Annotated in this window: 10 protein-coding genes and 1 tRNA gene; 3 read left to right on the top strand and 8 right to left on the bottom strand. The window is 60.3% G+C overall.

Annotation, left to right across the window (positions count from 1 at the left end):
* Nucleotides 1-582 precede the first annotated feature (582 nt).
* The 4 genes from AB7532_RS05850 to AB7532_RS05835 all read right to left on the bottom strand — a co-directional run bounded on the left by AB7532_RS05850 (nt 583) and on the right by AB7532_RS05835 (nt 3,898).
* Complete coding sequence (locus AB7532_RS05850) at nt 583-1,170, bottom strand: hypothetical protein (RefSeq protein ID WP_441233869.1); 588 nt, start codon at nt 1,168-1,170, stop codon at nt 583-585.
* A 175-nt stretch (nt 1,171-1,345) separates the two neighbouring features.
* Nucleotides 1,346-2,776: a chromosomal replication initiator DnaA gene (locus AB7532_RS05845; protein WP_441233868.1), complete on the bottom strand. Its 1,431-nt coding sequence runs from the start codon at nt 2,774-2,776 to the stop codon at nt 1,346-1,348.
* A 299-nt stretch (nt 2,777-3,075) separates the two neighbouring features.
* Nucleotides 3,076-3,152, bottom strand: a tRNA-His gene (locus tag AB7532_RS05840).
* A 311-nt stretch (nt 3,153-3,463) separates the two neighbouring features.
* A complete protein-coding gene (locus tag AB7532_RS05835; RefSeq protein ID WP_441233867.1) occupies nt 3,464-3,898 on the bottom strand; it encodes a phasin in 435 nt (144 codons plus the stop codon).
* 653 nt (nt 3,899-4,551) lie between these two features.
* Here AB7532_RS05835 and AB7532_RS05830 point away from each other — a divergent pair.
* Together AB7532_RS05830 and AB7532_RS05825 are read left to right on the top strand one after the other, a co-directional pair.
* Entirely contained in the window at nt 4,552-8,031 is a 3,480-nt protein-coding gene (locus AB7532_RS05830; protein WP_441233866.1) for a PAS domain-containing protein, read from the top strand.
* Between the two features lie 191 nt (nt 8,032-8,222).
* Nucleotides 8,223-9,377 (top strand): AI-2E family transporter, encoded by a 1,155-nt coding sequence (locus AB7532_RS05825; RefSeq protein ID WP_441233865.1) that lies wholly within the window; start codon nt 8,223-8,225, stop codon nt 9,375-9,377.
* A gap of 47 nt (nt 9,378-9,424) precedes the next feature.
* Here the strand turns inward: AB7532_RS05825 and AB7532_RS05820 are convergent, their stop codons facing one another.
* A complete protein-coding gene (locus AB7532_RS05820) occupies nt 9,425-10,597 on the bottom strand; it encodes a thiolase family protein (RefSeq protein WP_441233864.1) in 1,173 nt (390 codons plus the stop codon).
* A gap of 332 nt (nt 10,598-10,929) precedes the next feature.
* Between AB7532_RS05820 and AB7532_RS05815 the strand changes: the two genes are divergently transcribed.
* Nucleotides 10,930-11,070 carry a hypothetical protein gene (locus tag AB7532_RS05815; protein WP_441233863.1) on the top strand — a complete coding sequence of 47 codons (141 nt, stop codon included), beginning with the start codon at nt 10,930-10,932 and terminating at the stop codon, nt 11,068-11,070.
* Nucleotides 11,071-11,078: 8 nt separating this feature from the next.
* On the opposite strand, the gene AB7532_RS05810 is transcribed toward AB7532_RS05815, so the two are convergent.
* The 3 genes from AB7532_RS05810 to serA form a co-directional block, all read right to left on the bottom strand.
* Complete coding sequence (locus tag AB7532_RS05810; protein WP_441233862.1) at nt 11,079-12,794, bottom strand: hypothetical protein; 1,716 nt, start codon at nt 12,792-12,794, stop codon at nt 11,079-11,081.
* Nucleotides 12,791-14,491, bottom strand: coding sequence for a hypothetical protein (locus tag AB7532_RS05805; protein ID WP_441233861.1), 1,701 nt, complete (start codon nt 14,489-14,491; stop codon nt 12,791-12,793). The genes AB7532_RS05810 and AB7532_RS05805 overlap by 4 nt, the downstream gene beginning before the upstream one ends.
* A gap of 337 nt (nt 14,492-14,828) precedes the next feature.
* Entirely contained in the window at nt 14,829-16,418 is a 1,590-nt protein-coding gene (serA, locus tag AB7532_RS05800) for a phosphoglycerate dehydrogenase (protein ID WP_441233860.1), read from the bottom strand.
* Nucleotides 16,419-16,589 lie beyond the last annotated feature (171 nt).

Below are 16,589 nucleotides of genomic sequence, written 5' to 3'. Positions count from 1 at the left end.
AGAGTGGAGTTTTGTGCACTGTCACTGTAATCTAGATCCCGTTTTACCAGATCTCGAAGTTCGATTTTTCGATCAACCTCACCGCCGCCAAGGAACTCGGGATCACGGTAGATCGCGATGACAGCGCACCAAATTGATATCGCCCGATATCGTGGCATTCTGTGCAGCACCGTAACGGACAATAACTTCCGCTTCCGGGCACCGTGTATCTCGAAGTGGTGTTAGGGCAACATAGAGAATTCCAGCACACGTTTCCGGTAGCAACTTCTTACAATGGACGTGTTCATTGCGGCGCTGGCGTTTGGCTCGCCTGCATTTTCAGCAAGCTTTGCCGCGATGCTCAATCATTGTCTCGGAATAACACCCCTCCGGACAGAGTCGTGAATGCAGAGCCGCCGGAGCCAGTTGTTCAAGATCAAACGTCTTCGTTAGTCCAATTGACGGAAAATCTTACCCGGCGTCCGGGACAAATACCCGCTGCGGGCTCCATAGCCACGGCTATGCGTGTTACTAGGCGTCACAATGACTGCGGATTGATGTATGGATGGATCGGAATTTAGTGCACCGTCACTGTAATTCCAGTTATTTCATCTCGGATTTTGAGCTTCCCCAGAGAGCCCACCATCTCGGTTTGTGTTTCCCATTCATTTTACGCTTCCATTCCGCCTCCCGCCTCCGCAACTCGTCCGAGTCGTCGCTCGTCCAAGTGACCCAATCCAACTCCAGCGCGTTTTCGCAGAACGTCCTCAACTCATTAGGAGTGAAGTCCCCCTTCAGCCGATTTGCCTTGTGCGAAATGACCCAGACATTTCCCTTAATATAGCCGAGGCGAGGGTCCTTACGGTCGAGCGTCGGAGAATCGTCAGTATGTTGGCCTATGCCGACCTTAAAAGGAACGCCACGGAGCGGGCAGACTTTTGGAATCTCAAAATCAACCAAGCTAATGCTGAACTCTATCGAGGACTTTCTTGCTCGTTGTCTTGCGCTATAGACGAGTCGGGTCACTACGTCCCAATAGTTATAGGTGCGTTCGCTGACCCAGAAATCCGAAGCATCTAACTTTTCGACCTTTTCCTCGACCTCCCAACCCTCTTGCCGCCAATACTTTGCAATCTCATAATGTCGTTTGTGCAACAAACGCCATCCCCGCGTCGTCTTAATGTAAGACATGGCCTGAGCCCCCACTCTCGCTGAGAGTTCACCCGGTGTAGCACACACCTATCTTGGTGGTCCGACAGCGTCGCCAACGCGATGCTCGTTAGCAGGCATCACTAATCGCTCGAATGCGAAAACCAATGTCGAAGAGGAGATTCCCAACAAGGGCCTTATCGTTTCGACAGCGCCCCTATCTCTTGCTGGCAGACGCCTTTTTTGTCGCGTCAACGACTACAATTTCGCTCGCCTTCTTGCCGGCCTTCACCTGATTTTGCTGAATGGTCTGAATACGAGAAAGCTTGCTGCCCATACCCCCAACGTTGATGATCAAAAACAGCCCCTCCTCAGTCTGCGACGCGGCTTTGTAGATCTCTATCTGAGTCTCATAACCATGCGCGACCGATCCAGTAGACAGCTTGATCTCGACAAGGACGCGGAACGCATATCCGGACGAAAACTTGAAATCGACTGGACCGCCGCCAGAGTGGACCTCTGGCGAGATGTCGAGGTTGTTTGCTTTGCAGTATGAGTCAGCGACTCCGAAATAGACTAGTTGAGCCGACTTCTCGGACCTTGGTGTACTGCCCTCCCACAGAAGATGGGAAAGGTTGTTGTTCTCGATCAGCTGCTTGAATTGCATGGTTATCTCACCGACCACGCGCACCAACTCAGACAATGTCGACGCTGCTGGCTTCGCAATAGTCAGCGGGTATTGTTGAGCGGCCGTAAGCAGGGCCTGTCGAAGGGCCTCAAACCCCTTCTTGTCCTTCTCAAAGTCATAGCCAGTTGGATTGCCCGCCAAAAGATCGCGGATGAGGGTCTGAAAGTGCTGCGGGTCACTTAGGGCGATGCGCTTGAGCGCCGACTTCTTCTGTAAGACTGTCGCCTTTGTTATGTTGCCAATCATTTGATTGACCATGTGGCGCAGCTGCGAATTGAAGCTGACCACTCGGTCGATATCTGCCCAATCAGTGGCGACCGGAAGCTCCCGCAGTATATCTTTGGGCACTAGGAAGATGCCGCTTCCGGCTCGCGTCGGGTTCGCCGGTAGTTCGTACTCTTCGAACTCCAAGAAGAACTTTGAAAGCGGAATGGAGTGGCGGCTGCAGAAATCTGTCGTGATTTTCTCCAGCACCCTCAAGATGGAGTTTGTGGTCAGGTCGCTGATGCTATCCGGACCAACTCCCGCCTCGAACATTCCCATCAAAATGATCAACTCGGGGTTTCTCACTCCCACATCGACGATTTGTTTGGCCGTTGTGAGTATCTTCTCCTTGAGACTATCCGGGCGATCCCTGCCAGACGTTCCAGTCCCCCCATAACCTAAGCAGGTCTCACTGCGCTCGTGCAGCGCAAGCCACTTCATGGCTGCCTTCCATGGGGCGTCACCAGGTCCGTTAGACTCAGCCAGCAACTCTATTATATCCGACATCCGCTTCTCGAATGCCTGAACGCCCGAGCTAGCGAGCACGGGATGCGTACTCATTTTGAGGAGAAGCGGGTCCACAAAGAGCTTGGTGTCCGCGTTTAGTACCGGATCTAATAGGCCCTCGTTGTCAAGAGAGGCCGAAGTGATTCCAAATTCCTGACTGAAGATCTTCGGATTAATAAGCTTCGCCATGCAATATCTTCATGATGCCCAAAATATAGACGATGCTAAGATATCAACCAGGAGTTGACAATGTAAGCCGACGAGCTTCAAGTTCGCGGTAGCAGCAAAGTCCGTGCTGCACGGGGCCAACTGTCGGGGACAGAGTTTCGTGCACTGTCACGACAAGTCCTTGCTATCTAGCGGTGATCGTTCAGCTTCATTCGCGCCAAAACAGGGCGGTGATCCCGACGAGTGCGGACGGCGGCTGAGGCCGAGCTCAGGAGACGCCGAATCGTCCTATCGAGGTCCGGCAATTGGAATGAAAGCGCTGGTACAGTTGGGTGGGCTCGAACCACCGACCTCCTGTTCCACAGACAGGCGCTCTAACCAACTGAGCTACAACTGCATCCTTGCGAGCCGCCCGGGGGCGCCCTTGATAGGGCCGTTTCCAAAGGGGGCTGGACGGGGCGGAAACTAGGTGCAACGGCTGCTTTTGGCAAGGCCGCAAACAGACGAAAAACCTGCGGAAATCACACCCGATCCGCAAAAATCGGGCCGGATGGTGACCATCGGGTGCTACGCGCCCTCGCCACTTCCGGCGATACTCCCCGAGAGGAGAGAACCCTCTCCCGACCTCTCCCGCAAGCGGGAGAGGTGAAGAAAGAAAAACCCGGGCCGTTCGGCCCGGGCTTCTTAATCAGATCAACCTCGGCCCTATCAGACGGCGGGCTTGTACAGCTTCGAGGCAGAGGCCTTGATCGGCTCTGCGGTCTCATTGGCGACGCGCTGGGTGAGCTCGACCAGCTCCTTGGCCTGGGACTGGAAGGTCTCGAGCTGGGTCTTGGCATGGCCCGTCCAGAGCGCGAACGCATCCGACGGCGACTTGGCGCTCAACAGCTCCTGGGTGAAGTCCAGCTGGGCCGACGAATTGGCCTTGATGAACTCGACCAGCTTGGCGGTGTACTCGCTCGCGCCCTTGTGGGCGGAGGTGAACACGGCCTCGACGGTGCCGTTGTGGGTCTCGGCGGCGTCCTTGAACTTGGCGTAGCTCTCGCGGGCCTGCGACACGCCCTTCTCGGCGAACGCACGCATCTGCTCGGGAACCTCGAACGGGATGATCGAGGCAGAAAACGGATCAGTCGCACCTGTCATGGTTGGTCCCTCACGCTAAAAGAAAAAAATGGAGCGAGCCTTCTGGCGCTGCCCGCCGGGCCCCGATCGCAGGCCTACATTCAGCGGGAACGGTGACTGGAACGCGTAGCTGACGGCGCGGCTCTTCCAGTGCCCAGACTTATGGCTGCCTAACATGTCAACATTGTGCACCGCAATGTGATCGAGGGGGTGCGATGCGAAATTTAATCTCGGAGAGGGTGAGGTTCCGGGGTTGGGGAACCGAGGGTTGAGGGCTTTAAGTGTGCGTCCCGAAGGCGGTGCGCTCCCTCTCCCGCTTGCGGGGGAGGGTCGGGGTGGGGGTATCTCCAATCGAGGCCCCCCAAGAGGAGAGAGCCCTCACCCGCGCCTTCGGCGCGACCTCTCCCGCAAGCGGGCGAGGTTGACCGAGTCCGCTGCCCAACCTGTGCCAGACAAGGATCATCTCGCCTGCCCTTGCGCGAATCCTGCGGATGCCGCCGCAGGGCCGCTTGCGGGTTCGGCCGGATTAAGGTTATCGCGGCTTTAGGACGCCCCTCATAGGCTGCGGCCGTGGACCTGCCCGCGCCCGCGGGCGATACTAACCCTTTCTTAAGGTTGCCATTCCCGGCAGCCTTGCAGCCAGACGCGTGACAGCGGGATTTAAAGCCGGTCGGATGACTCATTCGGATTTCCAGTTGCGAGGCGTCGGCGATCCGCGGCTGGCTGTGCACGCGACCTCGTCCCTGCCCGTCTGGCTCTGGTCGATCGACGGCACGCGCGTGCTCTGGGCCAATCCGGTCGGCGCGAAACTGTTCGGCGCGGCCAATGCCACCGTGCTCACCGAGAAGATTTTCAGTCCCGCCGACGGCCATCGCCGCCAGATCGTCCGGCTCGCCCGCCAGCTGCCGGCGAACGGCGCGGTCAGGCTCGAACGACTGCGCGGCTTCGGCGCGAAGCTCGGCATGCTGATGACCTGCGCCTGCGCGCGGCTGGATTTTGCCGACGGCAGTCACGGCGTGCTGGTCAGCGCGATGGATCCGGCATTGCGCACCATGCCGCTGATCGAACGGCTGCATCGTCTCGTCGACGGCGCGACGGTGCCGATGGCGGCATTCGCGCCCGACGGCATGTTTGCCGGCGCAAGTGAAGCCGCCCGCGCGCTGCTCGGCTTTCGCGATCTCGGCGAGGCCGGGCTCGAACAGGCGCGCAGCGATGCGCTTCGCGACGGCCGCGCCGAGACGCCTGTCGGCATCGGCCAAATGGTGCTGCAACGGGTCGGCAGCGGCGACGATGTCGGCCTGGTCGCACTGATCGAGCCGGCTGTGCAACAGCCGGCAGACGCAGTGACGGACACCGCGCCGGACATTGCCGAGCCCGTTGCGCGCGAGGAGATTGCCGCCGCGCCCGAAGCTGCGCCAACCGAGCCTGCTGCGGCCGCCGTGCCGGACGATGCGCAGCCTGCACCGTCGCACGCGGCGCCCTCCGGAATTACTTTTTTCGACGCTTTCGCCGAACCGGCCGAGCCGAGCGTGAGTGCGCCGGCGGCGGAGATCGTCACGATCCCGGACGCCGTGAAGGACGCGGCCGAACAGCCCGTTCGCGACACCATCCCCGAAGCGCCCGCGCCTGAAACTCCGGTTGAAAACCTTGGCCAAGCCATCGTGTCGCCGCAGGCCGCGCCGATCACATTCGCCATGGTCGAGCCGCACTCAGCAGAGCCGCCCGCACCGCGCCAGCATCCGCTGCGCTTCCTGTGGCAGATGGATGCGGAGGGCCGCTTCGTGCTGGCGTCCAGCGAATTCATCCGCCTGATGGGCGCGCACACCGCGGCCGGATTCGGCCGGCCTTGGCGCGAGATCGACAACGAATTTTCGCTCGACCCCGAGGGGCGCGTCGCGCAGGCGCTCGCGAGCCACGACACCTGGGCCGGGATCACCGTGAACTGGCCGGCCGATGGCGGCGAGCATCTGCCGGTCGAGTTGGCGGGCCTGCCGGTCTACGACCACGCGCGCAATTTTGCGGGCTTCCGGGGCTTCGGTGTCTGCCGCGATCTCGACGGCCTCAACCGGCTCGATGCGCTCAGGCGATACGAGCTGTTCGTCGCGCCGCCGGCACAGCACGGCCTGTCCGCCGACATCGTCGCGCCGGATCCTGAGCCGGAGCCCGAAGCCAAGGCAGAGGCGCCGCCTCCGCCGATCGCGCCGCCTGAGCCTGAGCCAATACCTGAGCCCATTGCCGAACTGCCCGAAGCCACATCCGACGCGAATTCACATCCAACCGAGCCCGAAACGTCAGTGGACACGCCCGTGGAAACGCCTCCGAATGTCGTGCCGTTCCGCCCCGGCGGTGATGTCAGATCACTCGGTGATCCGAGAGCGCCGACGCTGACGCCTGTCGAGAACAGCGCGTTCAACGAGCTCGCGCGGCAATTGTCCGAGCGCCTCGAACGTGAGCGCGAGACGATCTCGGCCAGTGCGGCCGAACCGCCGGCCATTGAGTTCACGCCCGAGGCGCCGCTGCCCGAGCCTGAGGCGCCGCAAGCCGCGCAGCCGCCGCACGCGCCCGCGGAATGGCTGACCGAACCCGCGCCGCCCGCACAGGGCCATAGCCTGCGCGACCGTGCGCTGCTCGACCTCGTGCCGACGGGCATGCTGATCTACCGGCTCGACCGGCTGCTCTACGCCAATCCGGCGTTCCTCGCGCGCATGGGCTATGCCAGCCTGAACGCGCTGGAAGAGGCCGGCGGGCTCGATGCGCTCTATGTCGAGCCGGGTGTGTCCGCGGCCAGCAGCACGTCGCAAGCCGGCACGCCCGTGACGATCAGCGCGACCGTTGCCAATGGCGAGGCGCCGCTGCCGACCACGGAAGCGCATCTGCATACGATCGACTGGGACGGCGCGAGCGCGCATGCGCTGATCTGCGCGCTGCCGCAAGCGACGATGGTGGCTGCGCCTGTCGTCGCGCCGCCCGTCGCCGTCGAGCCCGTCGAGCCCGTCGTCGCCGAAATCTTTCCCTTCGCGCCCGAACTCGAGTCCGAGGCCGGCGATGCCGATGCGGAAGATCTCGCCGCGATCCTCGACACCACGGCCGAGGGCATCGTGATGTTCGATGCCGAAGGCAACATCCACGCCTGCAACCGCAGCGCCGAGGCGCTGTTCGGCTATGACGGCGAAACGCTGATGCAGCAGAATCTGGTGACGCTGTTCGCGCCCGAGAGCCAGCAGATCGTCGCCGACTATCTGGAAAACCTGAAGAGCCAGGACATCGCGAGCCTGCTCGACCACGGCCGCGAGGTGCTGGGCCGCGAGAAGAAGGGCGGCGTGCTGCCGCTCGCCATGATCATGGGCCGCACCCGGCCCGACGGCCCGAACTTCTTCGCCGTGTTCCGCGACCTCTCGCAGAGCAAGAAGGGCGAAAGCGAGCTGAAGCAGGCGCGGCTGCTCGCCGGCGGCGCGGCCAACGCCAAGGCCGACATGCTGGCGCGGATCAGCCACGAGATCCGCACGCCGCTCAACGCCATCATCGGGTTTTCAGAGGTGATGATCTCGGAGCGCTTCGGCACGCTCGGCAACGAGCGCTACGGCGAATACATGAAGGACATCCGCGCCTCCGGCGAGCGCGTCATCGCCATCATCGACGATCTGCTGGAGCTGTCGCGGATCGAGACCGGCAAGCTCGACCTCAACTTCGCCAACCTCAACCTCAACGACCTGGTCGAGGCCTGCGTCGTGGTGATGCAGCCGCAGGCCAACCGCGAGCGCATCATCATCCGCACCTCGCTCGCACACGCGCTGCCGCAGGTGGCGGCCGACGCGCGCGCGATGCGGCAGATCACCATGAATTTGATCTCGAACTCGATCCGGCTGGCCAGTGCCGGCGGCCAGGTCATCGTCTCGACCGCGATCACCGACCGCGGCGAAGTGTGCTTGCGCATCCGCGACACCGGCCATGGCCTGAGCGAGCGCGAGGTCGCCGCCGCGATGGAGCCGTTCCGCACGCCGCCGCCCGGCGATGCCGCGGACAATTCGGCGCTCAGCCTGTCGCTGACGAAAGCGCTGGTCGAAGCCAACCGCGCCCGGTTCAACATCAAGAGCGGCGCGAATTCGGGCACGCTGATCGAAGTGGTGTTCGCGCCTGTCGTGGCGGGGGCTTAGAGCGGCGCGAGGTCGACGCGCGCAGGCTGGCGCCGACAGCCGGCGGCGGGGACCGTTTCCGTGCACGGCAGCAGATTACAGCTCATGCCAACTTGGAACCGAAGGCGTCCTTGCGGCTTGAGCTGGGCGTACCTTGTTATTCCTGCTCGCCAATTTCATTGCCGCCGCACTCGCACCTCGTGTGATCTCGCATGTCCGAACGCCTGAAATCTGCGGCATCGAAAAAGACTCCGCTCAAGCGGACTGACGGGGTCCCGACTGCCAACGAACGAAAGCCGCTGCCAACGGGCGCGGCTGCGCGCATGAACGCACGGGTCGTGCTCGCCCTCATCCTCGTCGCCCTTGCGCTGTGGACCGCCGCGGGCTTTCTGCCGGCGTTGATCTGGGCCGCAATTCTCGCAACCTCGTTGTGGCCGCTCTACGTCAAGTTTGCGCATCGCGTGAGCACCAGCCCGTCCAGCCTGTCCGCGTTCGTCTTCACGCTCATCGTGACCCTCATCCTGTTCACGCCCATGGCGCTTGCGATCTATCAGATCGCGCAACAGGGCGACCTGCTCGTCGGCTGGTTGAAGAAGGCCGGCGAGAGCGGGATTGAAGTGCCTGAGTGGCTTGCCCGCCTGCCGGTGGCGGCAGAGAGCGTGCAGCAATGGTGGCGCAGCAATCTTTCCGATCCCAAGGCCGCGACCGAATGGCTGAAATCCGTCAATGCGGACAACGCATCGGATCTGTTTCGCACCTTCGGCGGGCAGCTGCTTCACAGGCTTTTTCTGCTGCTGTTTTCGCTGCTGGCCCTGTTCGTCCTGCTGCGCAACGGCCGGTCGATCGCGGATCACATCCTGGAGACGTGTGATCGGCTTTTTGGAGAAGCCGGAGAAGGCCTCGCCGAGAAGATGGTCGACGCGACCCGCGGCACGGTGAACGGCACGGTCCTGGTCGCAGCGGGCGAAGGACTGTTGATCGGCGTTGGCTATCTCGTCGCGGGGGTGCCAAATGCCATCGTCTTCACAATTCTCACGACCGCCTTCGCGATGCTTCCGTTTGGCGCCTGGCTGGCCTTCACCGTTGCGGCGCTGGTCCTGGTCTCGGGCGGAGGCAGCGGACTCGCGGCCGCCGGTGTCTTCCTCTGGGGCGCGATTGTCATGTTCGCCGGCGACCATTTCGTATGGCCCACCCTGGTGGGCGACTCGGCGCGGCTGCCGTTTCTCTTCGCGTTCGTCGGAATCTTTGGAGGCCTTGCCGCCTTTGGTCTGCTTGGCTTGTTCCTGGGCCCGGTGATCATGGCCGCCTTGTTGGTGGTCTGGCGAGAATGGATCTTCAGGCCTGTCCCCGAGACGGCGCCAAAATAAAGGGCACGGCGCTTGCGGCGCCGTGCCTCACATTCCCGTGGGCCTTATCAGCTATAGATCTCGAACAGGCCGGCGCCGCCCTGGCCGCCGCCGATGCACATGGTCACGACGCCCCACTTGGCCTTGCGGCGCGCACCTTCCTGGAGGAGATGGCCGGTGAGACGCGCGCCGGTCATGCCGAAGGGATGGCCGATCGCGATCGAGCCGCCGTTGACGTTGTACTTGGCGGGATCGATGCCGAGCTTGTCGCGCGAATAGAGGCACTGGCTGGCGAAGGCTTCGTTGAGCTCCCAGAGATCGATGTCGTCGATCTTGAGGCCATGACGCTTCAACAGCTTCGGAATCGCAAACACCGGGCCGATGCCCATCTCGTCCGGCTCGCAACCCGCCGCCGCCCAGGCGACGAAGCGACCGAGCGGCTTGAGGCCGCGCTTCTCGGCGTCCTTGGCTTCCATCAGCACCACGGCGGCGGCGCCGTCCGAGAGCTGGCTGGCGTTGCCGGCGGTGACGTATTTGCCCGGTCCCCTCACCGGCTCGAGTTTGGCGAGGCCTTCCATCGTGGTCTCGGGACGATTGCACTCGTCGCGGTCGACCGTGTAATCGACGATGCTCTCGGCCTTGGTCGCCTTGTCGACGACTTTCATCTTGGTCTTCATCGGGACGATTTCGTCCTTGAACTTGTTGGCCTGCTGCGCGGCCGCCATGCGGCGCTGCGATTCCAGCGAGAACTCGTCCTGGTATTCGCGGCTGAGCTTGTAGCGCTCGGCGACGATGTCGGCGGTGTCGATCATCGCCATGAAGATGTCGGGCGCGACCTTGAGCAACTCAGGGTCGATCGATTCCTTCGGCGTGCCGCCGCCCGGCATCGAGATGCTCTCGACGCCGCCGGCGACGATGCAATCGGCGCCGTCGGAGCGGATCGAGTTGGCGGCCATCGCAATGGTCTGGAGTCCCGAGGAGCAGAAGCGGTTCACCGAGACGCCGGCCGTGGTGTTCGGCAAGCCCGCGAGCAGCGCGGCCTGACGGCCGATGTTCGGCGCGCCGTGCGCGCAATTGCCGAGATAGCAGTCCTCGACATAATCCTTGTCGACGCCGGCGCGATCGACCGCGTGCTTGATGGCGTGTGCGGCCAGCGACATCGGCGGGGTGATGTTGAACCCGCCGCGGCCGGACTTGGCCAGGCCGGTGCGTGCATAGGAAACGATGACGGCTTCACGCATTGTTTTCTCCCTTTCGAACATTGGAGGCGTTGGTACTGAGCGTTCTGGGCGCCATTGGTACACAAAGTTTGACGGCCTTGGGAGAAATTAAGCGCCGCGCTGCATCAACAAAAACGCCGCCCCTCGCGAGAAGGGCGGCGTTGTTCCGCAGGTCGGAATTTATGATGAGCGTCATTCCGTGGCGCGCATGCACCATTCTCTCCACTCGTCATGGCCGAGCTTGACACAGTTACCTCCTTGTAGGGGCGCACTTGGTCTCCCATAACCTGCGTCGCGCAATGCGGACGAACCTGAGCGCCATACCGCAGATATCCGACCGAGCGCATGAGGTCATGATCGCGCATTACGGCGGCATGCGAGCAGTCTACGACTACGCCGACGAGAAGCGGCAGGGTTTCGGGCTGTCGAATGCGCAGCTGCGGGGTATCCTTACAGCAGAAACTGAAAGCAACGTGGTACCGCTGCGCAGATGAAAACGGGATTATCCTTTATGTGCAGCCTCGATCGACGGATCGTAGACGATGTCAATCCACATTTGCGGCGGTATCGGCATTCTGTGGTGGCGACATGCCGTCATGATTATAGGCCAATACCCCGTCACTATTGCAGACAGGGAGGCATATCCCTCAGTCTCATCGCACGCGTTCTTTACCAAGCTGACCAATTCGTTGCCTGTTAAGGACAGTGGCACGTCAGTTAATGAAACACCGTGATCGTGCACACCTTTGTACAAATTATCTTCGCTGGAAATATCGGGTAGCCAAACTTGCAGTGTGCAGTGCGCCAGCTCTTTCGTCTTCAAATCAACTAGCTTTTCCAGAGACTCTTTGCTTTCCAATGCAGACAGGAAGACCTCCAAGATAGGGATCAAAATTGATCCCGCCGTGGCTTCCTTACGATATTCCTCGGTTCGCTCCCGCGGGTGAGCGACTAGAGCGCGGTACTCAAGAAAAACACATGGGTACTTGCCGTGCGTTCGAATGCTGTACGAAAGCCGGTTGACCATTTCCCGCAACCAAGCGTGAGCATCATGACGATTACCGTTGACTGCTGTGACGAATAGCAGAAACATCGCCACTTCAATCCCATGCTGATCCTGCAGTGGAAGAAAGAGCGCCCTGTTGTTGTTGATTAGTTTGAAGCCCAATTCAGTAAATTGAGCTATCTTCAGTCTCGCCTCTACACGCGCGCTCTCGTCCGTGTATCGTTCGACGAGCCAATGAACCCACAGTCCTGTCAACGCGATACGGCCTAGAGTATCAAACAGCTTGAGGTTTATGTCGGCGGACGAACGACCTTGGATCGCCATTGCGATCCCATCTTTTATTCCAACATGGGGCAGTATTTTTCGCTCAACCAATTCCGACGCTATCGCAAGATGCATCCGTATCGCGTAGTGCAGAACCAACGTAATAGCTTTGCCAGCCGCGCTGCGCTTCTTTCCTATCAAGGGCCGGACCAAATCCCAAAGGTTCAATAGAAGAAGCTCACTGGCCTGATATGCGGCTTCGACGTTCCCGATGTCGCGCGCCCAAACGAACAAGACCCAAGTAGCAATGTACAGCTGTCGAGCGGTCCTTATTTTTGCTTTGTCGTTATTAGCCAGACCAATCAGCTCGCGCACCAACCGCGAGAAATGACGGTAGGCAATGTCTGGCTCGTCTACAAGGGAGACCGACTTCTGAAAGTGTGATCGGAGGGCTTTGGGCATTATCTCTTCGCGCAACACTCCTTGAAGAAGGAGGCCGGCTAGCTTGTCTCCGTTCCATTCATCGAACGACACCTTCTTAGTCGAGTTTCGTCTTGTGTATCCGTTGACGGTACCCCGGACCTGCTCCTGCATGTCGCCGCCGAAGACCAAGCAGATGACAATTTTGAGTTTCTGGTACCTCTTGGGAATTCTATTTGGAATGTAATTATCCAGTATCTCATCGAGAGATGGACGGAGCGCCTGCGCACTGCCATCATTCCACGATTGCCGAGTTAAATCGCCCTGCTTTACAGAGAAGAGAAATACCTTTTTCTTACCGTCATCATCCAACCCCACGGCAGCAATGTCTACACCTGCCTGCGCGGTCCCGCGCTGAGGTCTAGAATAGACGTGATACCCGAGTTCACTGAGCAGATCTGGCAGGATAGCGTCTAGCTCACCGCGCTCCCTCAAAGAAGCCAAGTAGCTGCGAAACAACAGTTTCATTGCATCTTCTCCACGCGAAAGACGCGGAGCATGAAATCCAGTCCTACCGGATCGAGGACGTCCTGGCGGGGCATTTCGAATGATACGCCGACAGAATGTAGATCTAGCGATACCGGTCGACGGCCGCCATCGTCGTCAAAGACATAGGTGAGTGATCGCTTGCCATAGAGTAAGGTAGATCGATGTACGACACTAAATAGCACGGACTGCTGCTCGGCAGACTTCTGCGCGGCACGCATTTCGTCGTATGTACGCTGGCGCACGACGTCGCGCTGATAATCGGACGGATGCAGCTCCTTAATTGGTCCCGGTTTTTCAAGGCCGGCGAAGTACGCCTGATGACGTTCCAAAGCCATCTGAACGCTGGCGTGAGCTGGATCCTCGACGGCTATCGTCCTGAGGTAGTCGAGTGCCTTGCCGCTGTAGTTCACGAGCATTGGCTCGAATAGCAGATCGACAACCTCTTCTATGACTTCTTTATCGCCGCCTCGAAGCACGGAAACAAGGATCGAGCAGCATGTTACGGGGCGCGTGAATAGAATGCCAATCGCTTTGCGGCACAAGAAAACTCGGTGCACTGCCGTCAAATCAGAGGGGACGACGATGCTGGCATCAAAGGGATTCTTGTCTTCAAATGCTATGAGATTGCCGACGTTATCACTGAGTGTTTGGCTGCCAGAGAGAAGCCATCGCACAATGATCTCGTAGAGGTGACGACGATTGCCCCGCTTTAGCTCGCCTGCCGTCGTCGGAAAATCTTCAAGGGTTATTTTGTCGTCGCGAAGCTTTGTCGTCAAAAAATCTATAATTGCGCCGCGATTGTCGCCGGCGAGCAATTGATGCAACCCAAAATCAAGTGAGCGAAGCGTGCCTTTGTGATCAGATTGGATCGCCTGCAATGCGACCAACGCCTTCTCGATCGTCTGTGAGGACATCAGGTTGTAGTGAAGCCAAATGATCTGAGCTAAGGCGTGCAACGTTGCAGGACCCGGCTTATCAGTTGCGGCGCCGATAAAGTCGCTCGCCTCGTCTACGTCATTATACTTTTTGAGCACGTCAAACGCGGCGGACAGTGCGTTAGCACGGACATTGTCGTCGTCACCCGCAGCCAGAAAAGGCTCAAGTACTTGTGTTGCCTGACGTGCTTTTGATTCGTCGGCCATGGGCATGCGTCCCAATGCCGCCATCCCGAACAGTCGACGCTCATCGTCATACGACTGCACGAAATCCGCCGCAGTCTCCATACTTTCCGAGGCTTGAAGGGCAAATGTGACAAATCGTTTCGCTAGACTATCGCCTTCGCGGGCTTTGCTAATCACTCGCGCGCCTCCGGCGGGATTATTTTGGCACCATAACCGAAATGCCTCATTTGGCTGGCCAGCAGCACCGTCCATGCCAGCTTGTTCGACCAGCGCTTGGCAGCATTCCATGAGTGCGGCGACGTCAGCATCGAGCTTTGGAATGGCTTCGCAGTAAAAGTGCTGAGCAGTGAAAAAGTCGTGGCCGGTGATTTCTTTGAAACCAGGTTGCGTGGGAATTTCAACGAGATTGATTTTCTTCTCGTTGTGCAGTTCGATGCACCGCTGAACAAATGGTTCTTCGCTGTCCTCGTGATAGCGGGCAAGCTCCGCGGCTAATTCCCCCGTGCCGTAGAGGTCGATTATTTGTTCAGCAGATGGAACGGTTGCGTGAGCCATGGCTTTGCTAACGCCAAAGTATGCGTCGGGACTTCTCGCTACCCAAGCACGCTAACGTGTATAGGCCTGTTATCCCCGATTAGTTGGTTTCTTTACCGCATTGCGGCAGTGCCGCACCAATCCGATCGCTTCAATTGCTCGCTTGGTCGACGCCATAACCGCGACGTCCTGCCGATCGCATGCTCGCCGCCACTTCTCGAACAGCCTCGCCGGCCTGTGCGCCTGCTTGGCGCTGCCAAACTGGCGAGCCCTCGGATGCCGCCGCCAGAGGCGGATCGCGAGCAAGACGTGGATGGCCGGGTCAAGCCCGGCCATGACGAGACGGTGAGAGCGTACCTCAGAACGTCAGCGCCTTGACCTGCTTGACCTGCGGCAGGGCCTGCACCTTGGCGAGCAAATCCGCCGGGACCGCACCGTCGACCTCGATCAGCGCGATGGCATCGGAGCCCGGCGCGACGCGGCCGAGATGGAAGGTCGCAATGTTGATCTTGGCATCGCCGAGCAGGCTTGCGAACTTGCCGATGAAGCCCGGCTTGTCCTCGTTGGTCACGTAGATCATCGACTTGCCGAACTCGGCATCGACGCGGATGCCCTTGATGTCGACGAGGCGCGGCTTGCCGTCGGCATAGACGGTGCCCGAGACCGACCGCTCCTGACGCTCGGTGGTGACGGTGACGGTGATCAGGCTCTCATAGTCGCTCTGCGCGGCGCGCACGATCTCGTCCACCACCATGCCGCGCTCCTTGGCGACGACGGGCGCGGACACCACGTTGACGTCGCCCAGCATCGGCCGCAGCAGGCCCGACAGCACGGCCGAGGTGATCGCCTTGATCTTCATCTCGGCAACGTGACCCTCATAGGTGATCTCGACCTTGAGGATGCCGGATTCGGTGAGCTGGCCGGCGAACGAGCCGAGCTTCTCGGCAAGCGAGATGAAGGGCTTCAGCTTGGGCGCTTCCTCGGCCGTGATCGAGGGGAAGTTGACCGCGTTCGAGATCGCACCGGTGAGGAGGTAATCCGACATTTGCTCTGCGACCTGGAGCGCGACGTTCTCCTGCGCTTCCGTGGTGGCGGCACCGAGATGCGGCGTGCAGATCACGTTGGGATGACCGAACAGCACGTTCGTCGTGGCGGGCTCCTCGACGAAGACGTCGAAGGCGGCGCCGGCGATGTGCTTGGAATTGAGCGCGTCGACCACCGCCTGCTCGTCGACGAGGCCGCCGCGGGCACAGTTGATCAGGCGCACGCCCTTTTTCATCTTGGCGACGGCCGCCGCATCGATGATGTTCTTCGTCTTCTCGGTGAGCGGCGTGTGCAGCGTGATGAAATCGGCGCGCTTCAGAAGCTCATCGAGCTCGACCTTCTCGACGCCGATGTCCTTGGCGCGCTCCGGCGACAGGAACGGATCGAACGCGACCACTTTCATGCGCAGGCCGAGCGCGCGATCGGCGACGATCGAGCCGATGTTGCCGCAACCGACGACACCGAGCACCTTGCCGGTGATCTCGACGCCCATGAAACGGTTCTTCTCCCACTTGCCGGCCTGGGTCGAGGCGTCGGCCTGCGGGATCTCGCGGGCGAGCGCCAGCATCAGGGTGATGGCATGCTCGGCGGTCGTGATCGAATTGCCGAACGGCGTATTCATCACGATGATGCCCTTGGCGGTCGCCGCGGGAATCTCGACGTTGTCGACGCCGATGCCGGCGCGGCCGATCACCTTGAGGTTGGTCGCCTTCTCCAGAATCTTGGCGGTCGCCTTGGTCGCCGAGCGGATCGCGAGACCGTCGTAATTGCCGATGATCTCGGCGAGCTTGTCCTTGTCCTTGCCGAGATTGGGCTGGAAGTCGACCTCGACGCCGCGGTCCTTGAAGATCTGAACGGCGGCGGGAGAGAGCGCGTCGGAGATGAGAACTTTGGGTTTGGTCATGGGGATGTGTCCTTCACACCCTCCCCTGGAGGGGGAGGGTCGGCGCGAAGCGCCGGTGTGGGGTGAAGCTGCAAAAAGAAAATCGCCGGTGCGCCGTGTGGAGAGATCACCCCACCCCGCCGCACCGTCTTGTTTGAGCATGATCTTGTCGGAAAACCGGAGACCACTTTT

Source organism: Bradyrhizobium sp. 930_D9_N1_4 (assembly GCF_052076015.1).
Lineage (GTDB): Bacteria > Pseudomonadota > Alphaproteobacteria > Rhizobiales > Xanthobacteraceae > Bradyrhizobium.
This window is presented reverse-complemented; position numbering and strand designations above follow the sequence as displayed.

Coding starts and splice junctions, on each gene's coding strand:
- AB7532_RS05850 (WP_441233869.1), bottom strand. CDS start 1,170: ATGTCTTACATTAAGACGACGCGGGGATGGCGTTTGTTGCACAAACGA.
- AB7532_RS05845 (WP_441233868.1), bottom strand. CDS start 2,776: ATGGCGAAGCTTATTAATCCGAAGATCTTCAGTCAGGAATTTGGAATC.
- AB7532_RS05835 (WP_441233867.1), bottom strand. CDS start 3,898: ATGACAGGTGCGACTGATCCGTTTTCTGCCTCGATCATCCCGTTCGAG.
- AB7532_RS05830 (WP_441233866.1), top strand. CDS start 4,552: ATGACTCATTCGGATTTCCAGTTGCGAGGCGTCGGCGATCCGCGGCTG.
- AB7532_RS05825 (WP_441233865.1), top strand. CDS start 8,223: ATGTCCGAACGCCTGAAATCTGCGGCATCGAAAAAGACTCCGCTCAAG.
- AB7532_RS05820 (WP_441233864.1), bottom strand. CDS start 10,597: ATGCGTGAAGCCGTCATCGTTTCCTATGCACGCACCGGCCTGGCCAAG.
- AB7532_RS05815 (WP_441233863.1), top strand. CDS start 10,930: ATGATCGCGCATTACGGCGGCATGCGAGCAGTCTACGACTACGCCGAC.
- AB7532_RS05810 (WP_441233862.1), bottom strand. CDS start 12,794: ATGAAACTGTTGTTTCGCAGCTACTTGGCTTCTTTGAGGGAGCGCGGT.
- AB7532_RS05805 (WP_441233861.1), bottom strand. CDS start 14,491: ATGGCTCACGCAACCGTTCCATCTGCTGAACAAATAATCGACCTCTAC.
- serA (WP_441233860.1), bottom strand. CDS start 16,418: ATGACCAAACCCAAAGTTCTCATCTCCGACGCGCTCTCTCCCGCCGCC.